The sequence below is a fragment of the Kosakonia sp. WA-90 genome, assembly GCF_039871955.1.
GTDB lineage: Bacteria > Pseudomonadota > Gammaproteobacteria > Enterobacterales > Enterobacteriaceae > Kosakonia > Kosakonia oryzendophytica.
The window spans coordinates 86,364-103,459 of record NZ_JBDPLJ010000003.1 but is presented as its reverse complement, the minus strand read 5'-3'; the positions used below and the strand labels follow the sequence as shown (position 1 = coordinate 103,459).

Here is a 17,096-nt window from a genome sequence, read left to right as displayed (position 1 = left end):
TAGTTTAAATAAAAAGAATTCTTACAGATATTTCGCATTCGGTGTAAAGACACATTTCATAATATTGGAGAAAGGATCGTTGAGCAGATGGTCGAAAGCCTCTGCACATTCGTCAAGGGTATAACGATGCGTTACCAGTTCGCCCAGCGCGGGAATCATACTGGCCATCTGTAATGCACGCGGGAAATGTTGATTATATTCCCCCGCGCCAATCAAACGGATGGCATTAACCAGAACGTATTTTACCGGCAATGTATAAGTGTAATTTCCGTCAAACCCGAAAAGAACAACTCTGCCACCCCGACGAACCGTGCTCATAGCAACATCGAGTTGATTCCCTACCGTGTCGATAACAGCATCTACCGGGGTTTGCTGTAGCCTGGATCTGAGTTCATCCGCATGCAGGACATCCAGCCCAAGCGATCGCCCGAATTGAATACGGTTTGGGTTCAGATCCGTCGCCAGTGTCTTTACACCCATCACCCGGAGCAGCAACTGAGCCACCAGACTCATCGGCCCCGATCCCAGCACTAACACCCGCTCTCCCGCCTGAATCTCAGCATGGTCAATATTGTTTAAAATACAGGCGACAGGTTCAATGAGTACCGCGGTTTCCCAGCTCATCGCATCCGGTAGCGGATAAACAAATGGCATCCGGGTGATAAATCGTTCCACAAACATGCCGTGTTTATTCACACCGACAATATCCAATCCTCCATTGTGGCCACCAGTGCAGAGATGTGTGCGCCCAGCGCGACAGGCTGCGCAGCGCCCACAATATTCATTCGGATCGATAACGACTCGCATACCGGGTTGCAGGCCCGTCACCGCATTGCCGACATTAACAACCACACCAACAGCTTCATGCCCGCGAATAATACCCGGTAAACCTTCCTCTCGCCCTGCTAACACTGCCAAATCAGTTCCGCAAATACCAGAAAGTACAATATCAATCTCAACACCATCTTCCGGTAATAGGGGGGAATACTGATAGGTTATGAGCCCTAACGTTTTTTTATCAATTAAAGAAATGGCTTTCATAAATACAATCCATTTATAAAGAATATTCCATATATAAAACCCGCTTCGCCAATAGATATAGCGACTACTTCTGTATTCATTTGAGAGCAAAATCACAATATTTTGTTATAAAAATACCCTTAACTAATATTCACAATCTTAAAAAAACCTAATACTTGAATTTATATGAAAGTGAAAACAAGTCTATCTTCTTGTTTTCACTATAATCACATAAATACAAAACAGAATTACAGCAATGAAAAAATGACAACCATAAATAAGAACATGACACATCATAAAATAATAAATTAGAGAGCAACGGGTTAGGCTAATATTCTAGAGAGGGAATAAATCGGCGGGAATAAAACACAATTCACAGAGGAGTACAACCGTCAGCAGAAAAAATAGGACACCCGTTGGGGGTATTATCAGCGATGAATATGCATGGCTTCTCTTTCACAATGGGCTTAATGCCCTCAGCCGTGTTCCTTTATGATGCGCTCACGGGGTTAGTAACCCGTGACGACGCACTCAATATGTTGTCTTAAACGCAGGGTGACTGTGCATCAGCGCGGTGATCGGCTGAAGGTGCTCGCGCAATGCGCTGTGCAGGTGGCGGATAGCCGGAGAAAACTGTTTACGGTGCGGGCAGATAAGGTTTAACGGTGCAGCCTCCCCCGGATGCTGCGGCAAAAGCACCTCCAGGCGGCCCGCCAGTACGTCATCGCTGAGATCGATCCACGATTTGTAAACAATCCCCAGCCCATCAATGGCCCAGCGCCGGGCAACGTCAGCGTCATCGCATAACATGCGGCTTTTAACGATAAGCTGGCGGCGCATGCCATTTTCCGGGAAGCTCCACTTGTCATACACCTGGCTATTCATCGTGAACAACAGACATGGGTGATTAACCACTTCGTCCAGCGTTTGCGGGCGGCCGTTGCGCGCCAGATAGGCCGGTGAGGCCGCCAGAACGCGGCGGTTATCTGCCGCCAGCGGCAACGCCACATAGCTGCTGTTATCCAGCACGCCGTAACGAATAGCAATATCGACCGGGTCACGGAATACATCACTAATGTGATCGGACAGCGAAAGACGCAAGGACACTTTTGGGTGCTGCTGGCAAAAACGGGTGATCAGCGGTAACAGTACATTGCGGCCAATGTCCGATGGCATCGCTACGCGCAGCTCGCCCTTGATCTCGTTATCGCCGCTGTGCAGGCTTTCCGCGCCGGCGTGCACCACTTCCAGCATCTCCTGGGCGTAGGGAAGATACTTTTCGCCTTCCGCCGTCAGCCGTAAGCTGCGTGTGGATCGCACAAACAAGCGCTTATCCAAATCCCGCTCCAGCCGGTGCACAGCCGCGCTCACCTGGCCCGGCAGCAAACCGGCTTCCCGTGCGGCATTTGAAAAACTTCCCAGTGCTGCTGAGCGGACAAACAGCGTGACATCTTCCAGCCGAATCATGATCTCTCCGGTGATAAAGGGGCGTACCCCGTCTGTTGTGCCAGAAAATAGCGCGCAGGCAAACTTCATTTTCACTCCAGGAGTGAAAGTGTTGTCCCTTTATAGCGATTTATCTCGTTATCTTTTGCGTTTATTCTCCAACAATCCCCTCAATCTACTTGTTATTTTTGCGCCAGGAGAAACAGGATGACCCTTGATGATGCTGTGATTGCCCGCCATACGGTGAAAGCGTTTGAACCCGGTAAAACGCTGCCGCAGGAAAAAATTGACACCTTACTTAACGTGCTGCGAAACAGCCCCTCGTCTGTGAATTCACAGCCGTGGCACTTTGTGGTCGCCTCCACGCCGGAAGGCCGCGAAGCGATAGCGAAATCCACCAGCGGTGCGTATGCCTATAACGAACCGAAAGTGCTGAATGCCTCTCATGTCATCGCCCTGTGCATGCGCAGCGATCTCGATGACCAGCACCTGCAAAACGTGCTGGCGCAGGAGCAAAAAGATGGCCGCTTTGTCGCTGAAGGCGCACAGGCCGGTCAGGACAAGAGCCGCCGCTCTTATGTGGATATGCACCGCTATGAGCAGCGCGATATTCCGCAATGGATGGAGAAACAGGTTTACCTGGCGCTGGGCGGCCTGCTGCTGAGCGCCGCGATGCTCGACATTGACGCCACGCCGATGGAAGGGTTTGATCAGCGCGCGCTGGACCTTGCACTGGGTCTGCGTGAGAAAGGGCTGACCAGCGTGGTACTGGTCTCGCTGGGCTTTCGCAGTGAAAAAGACTTTAACGCTGCACTGCCAAAATCCCGCTTACCGCGTGACGAGATCTTTACCTTTATCTAAGCCCGCCAGCCCGGTTCGCCGGGCTTTTTTATTCGCCTGGATTTTGAACCCTATCACATATCCCGTTTTTCCCTCGTCGGAGCGATTGTTTCATTAATGTAAAATCACTTCTGACATTCTGTTAATAATCGCACGGTTTTTAAGGTTTTATTGATCGCGAGCGGGATTTCCGTCGCAGTTTTTGTTTCACCATCAATTATTTGCATTTTTTATATAATCATCGCCGGATGATCCCCCGTTTTATTCCTCTCATAGTTGTTTCGTCAGCAGGTCGCATTTTTATTCCGTAACGTTGCCTGTCATTATTATTTTAACTGCTGGAAAACAATGTTATGAACTCTACAACTGAACAGGTTACGCTCAGGAAAATATCCTGGCGTATCGTACCCTTTGTGATGTTTGCTTATTTTATTGCATTCTTTGACCGCATAAATATAGGTTTCGCCGCGCTCACTATGAACCAGGACTTAGGATTTTCCTCCACGGTATTTGGTATTGGCGCGGGCATGTTTTTTATTGGCTATTTCTTAACAGATATTCCCTCAAACGTTATTTTGCAGAAAGTCGGGCCGCGTATCTGGCTGGCCCGTATTATGGTGAGCTGGGGTATTATTGCCGCCTGCATGATGTTTGTTGAAACCTCGACCGGTTTTTATGTTCTGCGCTTTTTATTAGGCGTCGCTGAGGCCGGGTTCTTCTCCGGTATTATTCTCTACTTAAGCACCTGGTTCCCGATTAAACGCCGTGCGCAGGTGATCGCGTTCTTTATGGCGGCCGCGCCGATTTCGTCGATGATTGGCTCGCCGCTGGCAGGCACCATTTTAAGCATGCACGGTGCGTTTGGCCTGAAAGGCTGGCAACTGATGTTTATGCTGGATTCCGCTGCCGCCATCCTGCTGGGTATTTTCACCTTCTTCTACCTCAACGATCGTCCGGAGAAAAACCGCTGGTTGAGCAAAGATGAAACCCAGTGGCTGATTAACACCCTGGCGGAAGAGAACCAGAACAAAGGCAGTCAGGCGAAAACCAGTATCTGGAAAGGGCTGACCGATATCCGCGTGCTGACGCTGGCGGTGGTCTATTTCGGTACGTCGGCGGGCCTCTATTCGCTGAATATCTGGTCGCCGCAGTTTATTAAATCCTTCGGCCTGACCACGTTCCAGATTGGCTTTATTAATGCCATCCCGGCGGCACTGTCGATTGTGGCGATGATCCTGTGGGCAAAACACTCCGACAAAACCAAAGAGCGTACCTGGCACGTAGTCAGCGCCTGCCTGTTCGCCTGCCTCGGTTTTATCCTCGCCGGGTTGGTGCACAGCCTGCCGCTGGCCATCTTCGCGCTGGTGATGGCCAACGTCGGTATCTCGTCCTGTAAGCCACCGCTGTGGAGCATCCCGTCGCTGTTCCTCAATGGACCGGCTGCGGCAGCAGGCCTCGCTGCCATCAACTCAATTGGCAACCTGGGTGGGTTCGCTGGCCCGGCGGTGATCGGCTGGCTGAAAGAGACCACCGGTGACTTCTCTCTCGCCCTCTGGTGCGTGGCAGGCATGCTGGTGGTTTCCGCCGTCCTGACCCTCTCTATCGAAATTAGCCGTAAACGTAAGGCAATGAAGAGCTCATTAGCCTGAAATAAGAAATGGAGCATATTGTGAGCACATCTGAAGCAATTTCGTCATTAACTGACGTGATGACCCGCTTTACCGGGTATGTCGGGAAACGTCTGCCAACAGACGTTATGAAAAAACTCGAAGCACTGCGTGCGGAAGAGGACGCACCGCTGGCCGTGGCGGTGTACGACTCCATGTTTGAGAACCAGAAACGGGCCGACGAGCTGGATCGCCCGTGCTGCCAGGACACCGGGGTGATCCAGTACTTCATCACCTGCGGGGCGAAATTCCCCTACTTAAGCGGGCTGGAGTCGATTCTGAAAACCGCCACGCTGGAAGCCACCAAAAAAGCGCCGCTGCGCCACAACGCAGTAGAAACCTTCATTGAGAAAAACACCGGCACCAATACCGGCTCGCGCATACCGTGGCTGGACTGGGAAATCATCCCGGATGACGACAGCTGCACCATTGAAGTGTACATGGCTGGCGGCGGTTGCTCGCTGCCGGGCGCGGCTAAAGTATTGATGCCAGGCCAGGGCTATGAAGGCGTCAACCAGTTCGTGTTTGACGTGATCACCTCCTACGGCGTGAATGCCTGCCCGCCGCTGCTGGTTGGCGTTGGCGTGTCGACGTCGGTAGAAACAGCTGCGCGTCTTTCCAAGAAAGCGATTCTGCGCCCGGTGGACTCCTGCCACCCGAACCCGGACGCCGCCAAAATGGAAGCACTGCTGGAAGAGGGTCTGAACAAAGTCGGACTGGGGCCACAGGGCCTGGGCGGCAAAGCGTCGGTGATGGGCGTCAACATTGAGTCCTCCGCCCGCCACCCGTCGACCATTGGCGTGGCGGTTTCCACCGGTTGCTGGGCGCACCGCCGCGGCGCGATCCGTTTTAACGCCGATCTCTCTTACGAAATTCTTTCCCACCAGGGGGCTGTATTATGAAAAAAGTGCTCACCACACCCATTAAAGACGAAGACTTACTCTCCCTGAAACCTGGCGACATTGTCTACCTGACCGGCACACTGGTGACCTGCCGCGACGTGGCGCACCGCCGCCTGATTGAGTTAAAGCGCGAACTGCCGGTCGACCTGAAAGGTCTGGCGATTTTCCACGCCGGTCCAATCGTGGTGGAGAAAGGCGAAAATGAATTCGAGATGATCTCGATTGGGCCGACCACCAGCATGCGTATGGAAAAGTTCGAGAAAGAGTTTATCGAGCAGACGGGTGTGAAGCTGATCGTCGGTAAAGGCGGGATGGGGCCGAACACCGAAGAGGGTTGCCGCACGCACAAAGCGGTGCACGCGGTGTTCCCTGGCGGTTGCGCGGTGCTGGCGGCCACCTGCGTAGAGAAAATCGAAGATGCCCAGTGGCGCGATTTAGGGATGCCGGAGACCTTGTGGGTCAACCGGGTAAAAGAGTTCGGCCCGTTAATTATCTCGATCGACTGCGAAGGCAATAACCTGTTCGAAGAGAACAAGAAAGTCTACAACGCCCGAAAACTGCCGATTATTGAAGAGATTAATCAGCAGGTTAAGTTTATTAAATAACCCGCCGTTCAGGCACAGGTATTATCATGAAGTTACTGAGTTTTGTTAACCCAACATCCGGTGAAAAAACATGGGGTTGCATTGACGGCACGCAGGTTTTTGATTTGGGGAAACGCTTATCGGCGTATTTCCCGGACCTGAAATCCGCCATCGCGGGCAATGCGCTGGCGGAACTGACGCCGATGATCCCGGCGCAGGCGGATTTTCACGCCGATGAGATCCGTTTTCTGCCGGTCATTGAAAACCCCAGTAAAATTTTCTGCGTGGGCATGAACTACATGGAAAAGCGGATCGAGTTCGAACAAACCATCGATGCGCCGACCCTGTTTGTTCGCTTCGCGGATACGCTCTCCGCACACGGCGATGTGGTGTGCAAACCCGACAGCAGCAATGAGTTTGATTACGAAGGCGAGCTGGCGGTGGTGATCGGCAAAGATACGGACAATGTCAGCCGCGACAACGCGTTAGAGCATATCGCCGGTTACAGCTGTTTTATGGATGGCTCAGTACGTGATATGCAGTATACCTGGTTCACGTCGGGCAAGAACTGGCGCAAAACCGGCGCGTTCGGCCCGTGGATGGTGACCCGCGATGAGATCCGCGACCCGCAGGATTTGGCGATCAGCACATGGCTGAACGGCAATCGCGTGCAGAACGATTCGACCCACAATATGATCAACTCCGTCGCCATGCTGGTGGAATATATCTCCCGCTTTAGCCCGCTGCAGGCAGGCGACGTGATCATTACCGGTTCGCCGGGGGGCGTGGGCAAAAAACGGACGCCGCCGCTGTTTATGAAGGAAGGGGATGTGATCGAGGTGGAAATCGGCAACATTGGCCGCCTGGTCAATCGCGTTACCGCGCTGTCGAATGCAATGGCATAGTGCTGTGGTTTTCCCCTCACCCTGACCCTCTCCCCACAGGGGAGAGGGAACTTAACGCACCTGGTGCCCGGCGAAACGCGCTGTCGAACGCGGTGGCGTAGTGCTGTGGTTTTCCCCTCACCCTGACCCTCTCCCCACAGGGGAGAGGGAACTTAACGCACCTGGCACCCGGCGAAACGCGCTGTCGAATGCAATGGCGTAGTGCTGTGGTTTTCCCTCCTGGCCCTCTCTCCACAGGGGAGAGGGAACTTAACGAACCTGGCCGTCCGGCGAAACGCGCTGTCGAACGCGGTGGCGGGGTGCGATGGTTTCCCCTCCATGCCCTCTCCCCACGGGGGAGAGGGGATTTACCAGGTTAATAGAGATCCGAAATCACCGGTAATTCATGCATTACCACTTGCATCATATTATCCCGCGCTTCATCCCGTGCCCCTGCCACCCATACGGCGGCCATCGGCAATTTACTGCGAATCGAGTCATAACCTTCGCCAATCGGAATGAATTTAATATTCAGCGCCGCCATGCGCATAACCCAACGAGGCATAATCGCCGCGCCCAGTTCTGCCGCCACCATATTAATAATGGTCTGTTTTTCATCGGCAATTTGAATCAGCGTCGGTTTAAAACCGGCATGTTCAAACAGGCTTAAGGTTAAATCGTAGCTGTGCGGGCGTACGCGTTTTTCCGGCACAATCAGCGGGATATCGCGTAAATCATCAACATTGATTTCACTGCGGTTGGCCAGTGGGTGCTTATCGGAAATCGCCAGCACCACATCTTCGTAAAAGAGAAACTCGCTATGCAACGCGCTGTCCATCTGGCTTTGCGGGCGAATAAAAATCAGATCCAACCTGCCGGTTTTCAGCTTTGGCAGCAAACGTGACGATTTATCTTCCAGAAAACTCAGTTCCACGCCAGGCCAGCGCTCGCGAAAATGGTGCAATACATGGGGAATAAGGCTGACCGCCGCGCTATCGATCGCGCCAATCCGCAGTTTTCCTGCGTTCTGCCGCGCCAGCGTCTGAAAGCGTTTTTCGATATCGTCTGCACGCGCCACCAGTTCCCGCGCTTCCGGTAAAAACAGCGCGCCGTGGGGCGTGAGGGAGACATTGCGCGTCGAGCGCGATAATAACCGCGTGCCGAGATCTTCTTCCAGCAGCTTAATATAGCGGCCCAGCGCAGAAGGCAGCATATCCATTTTTTGCGCCGCGTGACCAAAATGCAGCTCGTCCGCCACGGCAATAAAGCACCTGAGCTGGTGAAGTTCCACCGGCACGCCCTCACGATATAGGTTGGGTTTTATCGCTCTATAATAATCGCTCTCCTGGCGGGATCACACATTACGCCAGTGAATATGTGACGCGGTTAAACTGCGCCATACCGGCTTTGTTTAACAAAATAATGGGAAAACGGTTATCACCGGGATAACCGTTTTGTATCTGATGGGATTATATTGTGGCACCGTTGATCATATACCACGGTTTTTGGCCAGGGCAGTTATGAATGCCCCACTCCCGCACGGGTTGCAGCTCTGTGCGGCCAGATTCATGAACAACAACTTTGTAGACTTTTAAATACCGCTCAGCCAGGCGTGAGTACTCTGGCCGTTCAACATTGACATAGTAATAAGCGCCCGGTTCCGGTTTAAAGGTGACATAGCGCTCATTCACACGCGCCTGGTTCGTCAGGATCCCGCCGCTGCCATCCCGTCCGGCATAAATAATGCGCACGCTGATAAACTTCTCGGCGCTCACCCAGTATTCATCACGGTTTTGCGTCATATCCGCGACGTAAGGCACACCAATTCGCTTGTGATCGCCCATGAAAGAGCCGGAGCCAATAAAACCGTTTTTATTGGAATAGAGATTAATACAGCGGTCGGTTTCCGGGTAAATACGTGCCTCGGTATTATTCAGATCGAACGCCACGCCCACGCGATTCGGGCCGGTATAATCTTTGATACTCTGGTTATATTCTTTCACCATTTCATAAGTTGAGCAGCCGCTGAGTAACAGCACGGCCGCTAACGCCACCATCGCTTTCATTTTTAAAACTCCTTGTAAAAACAAGATGATGTGATGGGATAAGAATAAACTCAATACGGGCAGGGAAAAGACAAAGTTGTTGCTGGCATTGCAGTTAGAGCGGGATTAAATGTCGGGAGTTTGAGGTAAGATTTAACCATGAAAAATAAGCATCCGTGACCAAAGCAGCGGTAGTGGCAGATACCTGCCCATAGCGTTAATGCCATGAGCAGTGCAATGAATGATCACTCGCTATGTCGTGCGTTATCAGTTCAGCGGTGTCAGAGCGCTCAGTTTAACAAACCCTCGTTTGTTGCTCAGATGCCCTTTTTCCGCTTCGTCGTACACTGCAACATAGATCCACGCTTTATCGACAGTTCTGATTTTAGCCAGCGTTTCATTACTGTTGACCGAAGCCAAATCTGGCGCTGTTTCACTGGCCTCGCTTTTCAGGGATAACGTCTTTTCACCCTCTTTCAACTGATACAACACGAGATAAGGCGTATCTGATCCACAGCCGCCGAAATCCTGAGTCATAATATCGCCAGCGTTTTGCGCAGCATTATCCGGCTGAAATGACAGCAGATCGGCTTTATAGTTATCTGCGTTGCACTCCATATAGTTAACCACCGCAGGTACTTTAATCGTACCGGGCTGGTTAACGTACCACTCTTTAAAGGTAAAGAAGTTATCCGGGATATTCCTAAAGTTCTTTTTGATAAATGCGATCTTCTGCGCTTCACTGCCTTTAACCGTAATATCAATTATTTTGTTATCTTTCTTTTTATTATCCAGGGCAAAATAGCGAAATTCTAACTCTGGCGTATTGACCGTTGCATCAGCATTCCAGTTCGGTTGCCAGTAAGCCTGGAGTATACCGTTTTTTATCTCCTCCGTCGCAATCGCGCGAAGAGAGAACACAGCGAGAAAAAGAAAGAATATCAAGCTGGCGTATTTTTTCATTTTTTGTATAAGATAAAACATCAATCCTCCAAACAGTAAATTCTGCAACCTTTTTTCTATCTTACTAACATTTTCTATTTTAATGTTCTGCCACATATTCACTCTTTATTGATCAAAAAAGAAATGATTTTTAAATAATAGATCATACCGATATACTTATGATTAATATTGTAGTATGCTACTACCTTTGTATCATCACCGATCCAAGAAATAATTTCCTATTTTTTCAAGGACATACCAAGATTAATTGCGAACCAAATCTAAGGTCGGGTAATTTAGTCAATAAAATTATTTTAATGTTTTGACTATAATGAAAATTAGATTGAGTTATTTTTATCAAAAAGACCTACAGGATTTTTTGTATAGAATGAAATGCACAGGGAAAAAATGATAATTTTGGAATAACTCTAACTTCGCCTATAAATCAGTTACTGCCAGTTTTGTGTAGCATCTAAAATCTAATTAAACATGGCTTAACCCTGACAGGGTTATCAGCCTTATCTATACCTACTGCAGCCAGTACATACACAATCCAGTTATTCTCCACAATAACGATCATCTTGCTGCATTAAGGGTTCCAGTTCTTTTTCCCATATACGTTTTTGATATAGTTGCCATTCATTAGGCTCATTTCTACTATGCAAACAATTACGAACAGCCTGAATGGCGGTATTAAAATCAGAGCTACTTAATTCCGTAAAGCTAATCTGATCTAAAACTAGCATTTCCATTACGATATCATGAATGTGGCTATATTTCCCTACCAGTGCTTCATCAAGTAATGCTTCTAAAGCATCAGATTCAGTCCTGTTTAAGGTTGTATGTAAATCCTTATCTTGGGGATAGCCTATAAAAAAAGTAGCACCCATACCTTACCTCATTATAACTATTTTATCTTGTTGTGATTTAAGTAATCTTTTGATGAAATCAACAGGAAAAATAGCGTCTTTATTCAAATGATCAATTATCTGCTGCTGCCCATCAGATAATTTCCCAGTGTAAGCGCATCCGTTTTAGTTCCACACACTTTTTGAGATTTCTGAGTTTTCAGCCACCAGCCGGTACTCTTCCGGCGTCAGGTTATTCAGGATATTTCGCTTCTAACTGTATTACGAGGCTTCTGATATGCTGACTTCACGGCAGACATCCTTACCGGTACACCAGGCCTCAACGAACTTCAGAATGGCGATGTTCTGATCGCCCGCTGAATCATGCTTTACACATGGCAATCTCCTCAACGGACATAATCAGTATGCCGGAAGTGATTGGTTCGTTTTACACGGGTGAGATTATACACCCAAAAAATCCATTGTAATTAACATTTATTCCCAATAAATTTTCTGACCTAACATAAATTCTTTTCAATAAGAATTGAATGAAAAAAATCAAAATTAAGTATAAGGTCTGGTTTCCCAGTTAACGTTTTGAGGTAATAATGGTAGAAACATTTCCCCTCCCTTATATTCATTAATAAATTTTTTATTTTGTCTCCTGACCTCTTCGCGATCCAAATCAAGCTCTACATTCTCCAACTTACTTGTCCGGGATACATTTTCCAGTAACTCAAAAGGTACTTTTGCATAATTCTCGATCAGAGTAATCACTGTCGGCAGTGCCATGGAAGAAGTCTCCCATATCCATCCTTCTCCGCAATCAATCATACCAACAGGATCGAAAACAACTTGCAAGCCATAACCTTTATCACCCTTATGAATTATATAAATGGATACGATTATTATATCCAATTCTGAAACTCTGTCCCGGTAAACGCAAATGCTCGCATTTCGGCCCATCGTTATATATCGTTCGATATCAGTTAATAACATTTTAAATCCTCAATTATCTATAAATATTGCTAATTTATTCTTATTTTGCTTAATATTTTTATCAATAAACCTTATATGTAAAGACGTTTTTTCTTAACTTACTGATATATCAATCGTTAAAGTTTTTCACAATTTCATAACCGATATCATTTCTTAATCGTCTTATAAATGAGGGGCCAAGGAGTGAAATAAAAAAGCCTCCGTAGGGAGGCCTTAGTGCAACGTTATTACCTGACGCTAACGTTTACGAACATCGGGAATAATTAAATCCCCGCGCACCCGGTATGAACCCAGCACACTTTGGGTTTTCTCATTCAACCAGGCAACGATTTTCGCGGCCATCGCATCCATCGAATATTCAATAGCCGGGATCGTTGGAATACCCGGTAAATGCAGCGAACCGGCAAGGCTAAACACCATAATGTCGCCAGGGACGGTTTTATTAAACGCCTGCAACTGAGGAATAACCCGCTGCGCTTCCTGCTCGTCTGCTACCAGTAATGCGTTGAAATTCAACGTCGTGGCATTATTAAGTAACACCTGAAGCGCTACCGATGAAGAGGTATCATCCATAAACACCAGGTTGCGGTTAAACGGCAGGAAATTGTTTTCCAGCGCCAGCTTATAACCCAATAACACCTGATCGGCTGCGGCGCTGTTGGGGTGAATCAGCGCGATTTGTCGACGACCCTGGCTAATCAGATAATTACAGGCCGTTTCCGCCGCAAACGCGTGATCGAACTGAATACTGTTCGGCGTGGTCGTCGCGGATTCCACACAATCCACCAGAATGACATTTTCATCGTCGATATGAAGCGGGAAGCGCGCGCCGATAACCAACACATCGTCACACAGCCCGCAGGTCAGCTCATCCAGGGCGCTCATCACTTCCGCCTTACTGTTGGCGAAGCGTAACAGCAAATGTTTCTGGCTCTGGCTTAAATGTTTTTCCAGCGCGTAAAGGTAAGCGGTGGTTTGGTTGATATTGTCCTGAGCGCAAATAACACCGATGCAGCCTGTCGACTGGCTGAGCAAGGACTGCGCGATAACGTTGGGCCGGTAGTTCAGCTCATCAACCGCTTTCAGTACCGCGAGGCGACTGGCTTCCTTAACGCCGCGCGAACCACTCAACACCCGTGAGACTGTGGCTTTGGACACCCCAGCTAAACGTGATACATCGTTGATTGTAGACATCTTTCTCCCCAGACAGGCGCATTACCGCACCTGCAAATTCCAATTACAGCAACGACCAAAATCTAGCCGTTCGCAGTATAACGGTTTCCGTTTTTGATGGAAACCGTTTTTCCGTTTTGTCATTTTTGCTATCAATTCATCATCGAAATCTGTGATGAAAATCCAATAACCTGGCCTTGTAATCATCAGATATTGACAGCAATCACACTTCTATCCCGAAGAAATGGAAACCGGTTTCCGTATGATGTCCAATCACCTCCGCAATAACTATTTACATTTCGAGGATGAATGACGATGTACAGGATTATGTTGTGTTGCTCAGCCGGGATGTCCACCAGCTTGCTGGTGAGGAAGATGCTGGAAGCAGCGAAGGAACGCGAATTACCGGTGGAGATCGACGCGTACGGTGTGGCGGAATTTGACACGCAGTTTCCGCGTTATCAGGTTGTGCTTCTCGGACCACAAGTAAAATACATGTTAAAAACGCTGTCAGAAAAGGCCGCCGCTCAGGGCATTCCGGTACAACCCATCGACGCGATGGATTACGGCATGCAACGTGGCGAAAAGGTGCTGGACTATGCTCTGTCGCTGATTGAAGCGGCACATTAACAAGGTGTTCTTATGAGTTCCTTATATCAATCAATGATTACGGTTATTGAGCAAACCATTACGCCGCTGGCCGGTCGTCTTGGGCAGCAAAAATATGTTATCGCTATCCGCGACGGTTTTACCGCCGCACTGCCGTTTATGATCATCGGCTCATTTATGCTGGTGTTTATCTTCCCGCCATTCTCCGCTGACACCACCGTCGGTTTCGCCCGCGCCTGGCTTGATTTCTCCACCGAGTACCGTGCGCAACTGATGCTGCCGTTTAACCTCAGCATGGGGGTAATGACGTTCTTTATCTCCGTCGGTATCGGTGCCAGCCTCGGTCGCCAGTTTAATCTCGACCCGGTGATGACAGGCTTGCTGGCGTTTATGGCGTTTTTGCTGGTGGCCGCGCCGTACGCAGACGGAAAAATCTCCACCCAGTACCTTTCCGGACAGGGGATTTTTACCGCGCTGCTGACGTCGATTTATTCCGCCCGCGTTTATGCCTGGCTGAAACAGCACAACATCACCATTCGCCTGCCGAAAGAGGTGCCGACCGGGGTTGCCCGCTCGTTTGAAATCCTCATTCCGGTACTGGTGATCATTGGGACACTGCACCCGCTGAACCTGTTTATTGAAGCGCAAACCGGCATGATCCTGCCGCAGGCGATTATGCACCTGCTGGAGCCGCTGGTGTCCGCATCCGACTCTCTGCCTGCTATTTTGCTGTCTGTGCTGCTGTGCCAAATCTTCTGGTTCGCCGGGATCCACGGTTCACTGATTGTTACCGGCATCATGAACCCGTTCTGGATGGCAAACCTCTCCGCCAACCAGGCTGCACTGGCTGCGGGTGCTGCGCTGCCCCACGTTTATCTGCAAGGGTTCTGGGATCACTACCTGCTGATTGGCGGCGTCGGTTCCACGCTTCCGCTGGCCTTCCTGCTGCTGCGCAGCCGCGTCGCACATCTGCGTACTATCGGCAAAATGGGCGTAGTGCCGAGCTTTTTCAACATCAACGAACCGATCCTGTTCGGTGCGCCAATCATCATGAACCCGATGCTGTTTATCCCGTTCGTCTGCGTGCCGCTGGTTAACGCCGTACTGGCCTGGACCGCCACCAAAATGGGCTTGCTGGCGCAGGTGGTTTCGCTAACGCCGTGGACAACGCCCGCGCCGATTGGTGCGTCATGGGCCGCAAACTGGGCCTTAAGCCCGGTGGTGATGTGCCTGATTTGTATGGTGATGTCTGCGCTGATGTACCTGCCGTTCCTGCGCGCTTACGAGCGTTCGCTGATGAAAACAGAGGAACAAAAAGCGCAAAACACCGCGCCGATGACGGAAACCGTCCGCAGTAACTAAGCCGTAACGCATAAGCAGTAACGAAAAGGAGTCGGTAATGAAATACGTATTTCCCGCAAACTTCTGGTGGGGCAGCGCGTGTTCCGCACTGCAAACCGAAGGGGAAAGCCAGCAGGGCGGGAAAAGCGCCACGACATGGGATGCCTGGTACGCCCGGGAACCCTGGCGCTTTCACCAGCAGATTGGGCCGCAGGAGACGTCTACGTTTTACCGCCACTGGCGGCAGGATGTCGCGCTGTTAAAGCAGCTCAATCACAACAGTTTTCGTACGTCGCTCAGCTGGGCGCGTCTGATCCCGGACGGAACCGGCGAAGTGAATCCGCAGGCGGTGGAATTTTACAACGCGGTGATCGACGAACTGCTGGCGCAGGGCATTACGCCGTTTATCACGCTGTTTCACTTCGATATGCCGATGGTGATGCAGGAAAAAGGCGGCTGGGAAAACCGGGAAGTGGTGCAGGCATTCAGCCGCTACGCACAAATCTGTTTTGAGCTGTTCGGCGACCGGGTTCAGCACTGGTTTACCTTTAACGAACCCATCGTGCCCGTAGAAGGCGGGTATCTGTACGATTTCCATTACCCAAACGTGGTGGATTTCAAACGTGCCGCCATGGTGGCGTACCACACGGTTCTGGCCCATGCCAGCGCAGTACGCGCGTTTCGCGCCGGACATTATTCCGGTGAAATTGGCATTGTACTGAACCTGACGCCATCGTATCCCCGTTCGCAGCATCCGGCGGATCTGCAAGCGGCGCACTATGCAGACTTGTTGTTTAACCGCAGTTTTCTCGACCCGGTACTGCGTGGCGAGTATCCCGCTGACCTGGTGGCGCTGCTGAAAGAGTACGATCAGCTCCCCGCCTGCCAGCCGGAGGATATTTCGCTCATTGCAGAAGGGAAAATCGATCTGCTTGGCATTAACTATTACCAGCCGCGGCGGGTAAAGTGCCGGGACAGCGCGGTTAATCCCGCATCGCCGTTTATGCCAGAGTGGTTGTTTGATTATTACGAAATGCCAGGCCGCAAAATGAACCCCTATCGCGGGTGGGAAATTTATGAACCCGGTATTTACGATATTATTACCAACCTGCGCGTAAATTATGGCAACCCACGCTGTTTTATTTCTGAAAACGGTATGGGGGTTGAGAATGAACAACGTTTTATTGAAAACGGGCAAATTAACGACAGTTATCGTATCACCTTTATTCGTGATCATCTGATCTGGTTACATAAAGGTATTAGCGAGGGTTGTAATTGCCTCGGTTATCATATGTGGACATTTATTGATAACTGGTCATGGTGTAATGCCTATAAAAACCGTTACGGTTTTGTGCAGTTAGATTTGGAAACCCAGCAACGTACCATTAAGAAAAGCGGAGAGTGGTTCGCAGCAACCGCTGCTCATAATGGTTTTAATCAGGATTAAATTATTATGGTCGCACTTGAAGAAGCGGTAATGGAGATTATCGTCAACGCCGGACAGTCGCGCAGCCTGTGCTTTGAAGCGCTGCGTGCGGCAAGGGAAGGCAACATGGAAGAGGCGCGTAATCTGCTGCGTGAAGCCGACGGGTATTCCCGTCAGGCGCATCAGATGCAAACAAAATTAATTGAACAGGATGCCGGAGAAGCCCGACAGCCCATGACATTAATTATGGTGCATGCCCAGGATCATTTAATGACCTCGCTGCTGGCGCGTGAATTATCGGAGGAAATAATCCAGCTCTATCAACGTTAATGAATGGAGAATTGATTACGGTAAATCTTAATTATTCTGT

At 49.8% G+C, this 17,096-nt stretch carries 17 protein-coding genes and 1 pseudogene; 9 read left to right on the top strand and 9 right to left on the bottom strand.

All coding sequences use genetic code 11. From position 1 onward, the window contains the following. Window positions 1–21: 21 nt before the first annotated feature. Together ABGA49_RS06970 and ABGA49_RS06965 are read right to left on the bottom strand one after the other, a co-directional pair. Entirely contained in the window at window positions 22–1,041 is a 1,020-nt protein-coding gene (locus ABGA49_RS06970) for an alcohol dehydrogenase catalytic domain-containing protein (protein WP_347665348.1), read from the bottom strand. Between the two features lie 510 nt (window positions 1,042–1,551). Next, window positions 1,552–2,487, bottom strand: a complete 936-nt coding sequence (locus ABGA49_RS06965) for a LysR family transcriptional regulator (RefSeq protein WP_347665446.1) — start codon at window positions 2,485–2,487, stop codon at window positions 1,552–1,554. Between the two features lie 186 nt (window positions 2,488–2,673). Between ABGA49_RS06965 and nfsB the strand changes: the two genes are divergently transcribed. The 5 genes from nfsB (at window position 2,674) to ABGA49_RS06940 (ending at window position 7,364) form a co-directional block, all read left to right on the top strand. Beyond that, window positions 2,674–3,327 carry an oxygen-insensitive NAD(P)H nitroreductase gene (gene nfsB / locus ABGA49_RS06960; protein WP_061492443.1) on the top strand — a complete coding sequence of 218 codons (654 nt, stop codon included), beginning with the start codon at window positions 2,674–2,676 and terminating at the stop codon, window positions 3,325–3,327. Between the two features lie 332 nt (window positions 3,328–3,659). Further along, on the top strand, window positions 3,660–4,955 hold the full coding sequence (locus tag ABGA49_RS06955; RefSeq protein ID WP_061492442.1) for an MFS transporter: 1,296 nt from the start codon (window positions 3,660–3,662) through the stop codon (window positions 4,953–4,955). Window positions 4,956–4,975: 20 nt separating this feature from the next. After that, a complete protein-coding gene (gene ttdA, locus ABGA49_RS06950) occupies window positions 4,976–5,875 on the top strand; it encodes a L(+)-tartrate dehydratase subunit alpha (RefSeq protein WP_209446753.1) in 900 nt (299 codons plus the stop codon). Beyond that, a complete protein-coding gene (ttdB, locus tag ABGA49_RS06945) occupies window positions 5,869–6,480 on the top strand; it encodes a L(+)-tartrate dehydratase subunit beta (protein ID WP_209446755.1) in 612 nt (203 codons plus the stop codon). Before ttdA ends, ttdB begins: the two co-directional genes overlap by 7 nt. A 26-nt stretch (window positions 6,481–6,506) precedes the next feature. Next, complete coding sequence (locus tag ABGA49_RS06940; protein WP_061492440.1) at window positions 6,507–7,364, top strand: fumarylacetoacetate hydrolase family protein; 858 nt, start codon at window positions 6,507–6,509, stop codon at window positions 7,362–7,364. A 355-nt stretch (window positions 7,365–7,719) separates the two neighbouring features. Here ABGA49_RS06940 and ABGA49_RS06935 read toward each other — a convergent pair whose 3' ends face one another. The 7 genes and pseudogenes from ABGA49_RS06935 to ABGA49_RS06905 form a co-directional block, all read right to left on the bottom strand. Further along, entirely contained in the window at window positions 7,720–8,634 is a 915-nt protein-coding gene (locus ABGA49_RS06935; protein WP_088236933.1) for a LysR family transcriptional regulator, read from the bottom strand. Between the two features lie 178 nt (window positions 8,635–8,812). Beyond that, window positions 8,813–9,409 carry a hypothetical protein gene (locus ABGA49_RS06930; RefSeq protein WP_061492438.1) on the bottom strand — a complete coding sequence of 199 codons (597 nt, stop codon included), beginning with the start codon at window positions 9,407–9,409 and terminating at the stop codon, window positions 8,813–8,815. A 246-nt stretch (window positions 9,410–9,655) separates the two neighbouring features. Further along, complete coding sequence (locus ABGA49_RS06925) at window positions 9,656–10,447, bottom strand: hypothetical protein (protein ID WP_347665347.1); 792 nt, start codon at window positions 10,445–10,447, stop codon at window positions 9,656–9,658. A gap of 440 nt (window positions 10,448–10,887) precedes the next feature. Next, window positions 10,888–11,220, bottom strand: coding sequence for a hypothetical protein (locus ABGA49_RS06920; RefSeq protein WP_061492436.1), 333 nt, complete (start codon window positions 11,218–11,220; stop codon window positions 10,888–10,890). 144 nt (window positions 11,221–11,364) lie between these two features. Then, a pseudogene (locus ABGA49_RS06915) lies at window positions 11,365–11,439 on the bottom strand (integrase); the annotation flags it as partial. Between the two features lie 303 nt (window positions 11,440–11,742). Continuing rightward, window positions 11,743–12,177, bottom strand: a complete 435-nt coding sequence (locus ABGA49_RS06910; protein WP_347665346.1) for a hypothetical protein — start codon at window positions 12,175–12,177, stop codon at window positions 11,743–11,745. Between the two features lie 237 nt (window positions 12,178–12,414). Beyond that, the gene (locus tag ABGA49_RS06905) at window positions 12,415–13,371 is read right to left on the bottom strand and encodes a LacI family DNA-binding transcriptional regulator (RefSeq protein ID WP_061492433.1); all 957 of its coding nucleotides are present in this window, start codon (window positions 13,369–13,371) and stop codon (window positions 12,415–12,417) included. Window positions 13,372–13,665: 294 nt separating this feature from the next. Between ABGA49_RS06905 and ABGA49_RS06900 the strand changes: the two genes are divergently transcribed. The 4 genes from ABGA49_RS06900 to ABGA49_RS06885 are packed head-to-tail and all read left to right on the top strand — an operon-like array spanning window position 13,666 to window position 17,056. Then, window positions 13,666–13,980 carry a PTS sugar transporter subunit IIB gene (locus tag ABGA49_RS06900; protein WP_347665345.1) on the top strand — a complete coding sequence of 105 codons (315 nt, stop codon included), beginning with the start codon at window positions 13,666–13,668 and terminating at the stop codon, window positions 13,978–13,980. Between the two features lie 12 nt (window positions 13,981–13,992). Beyond that, a complete protein-coding gene (locus ABGA49_RS06895; protein WP_061492431.1) occupies window positions 13,993–15,321 on the top strand; it encodes a PTS transporter subunit EIIC in 1,329 nt (442 codons plus the stop codon). Window positions 15,322–15,358: 37 nt separating this feature from the next. After that, window positions 15,359–16,747 carry a glycoside hydrolase family 1 protein gene (locus ABGA49_RS06890; RefSeq protein WP_347665344.1) on the top strand — a complete coding sequence of 463 codons (1,389 nt, stop codon included), beginning with the start codon at window positions 15,359–15,361 and terminating at the stop codon, window positions 16,745–16,747. A 6-nt stretch (window positions 16,748–16,753) separates the two neighbouring features. Continuing rightward, window positions 16,754–17,056 carry a PTS lactose/cellobiose transporter subunit IIA gene (locus ABGA49_RS06885; protein ID WP_170933823.1) on the top strand — a complete coding sequence of 101 codons (303 nt, stop codon included), beginning with the start codon at window positions 16,754–16,756 and terminating at the stop codon, window positions 17,054–17,056. Window positions 17,057–17,096: the final 40 nt, after the last annotated feature.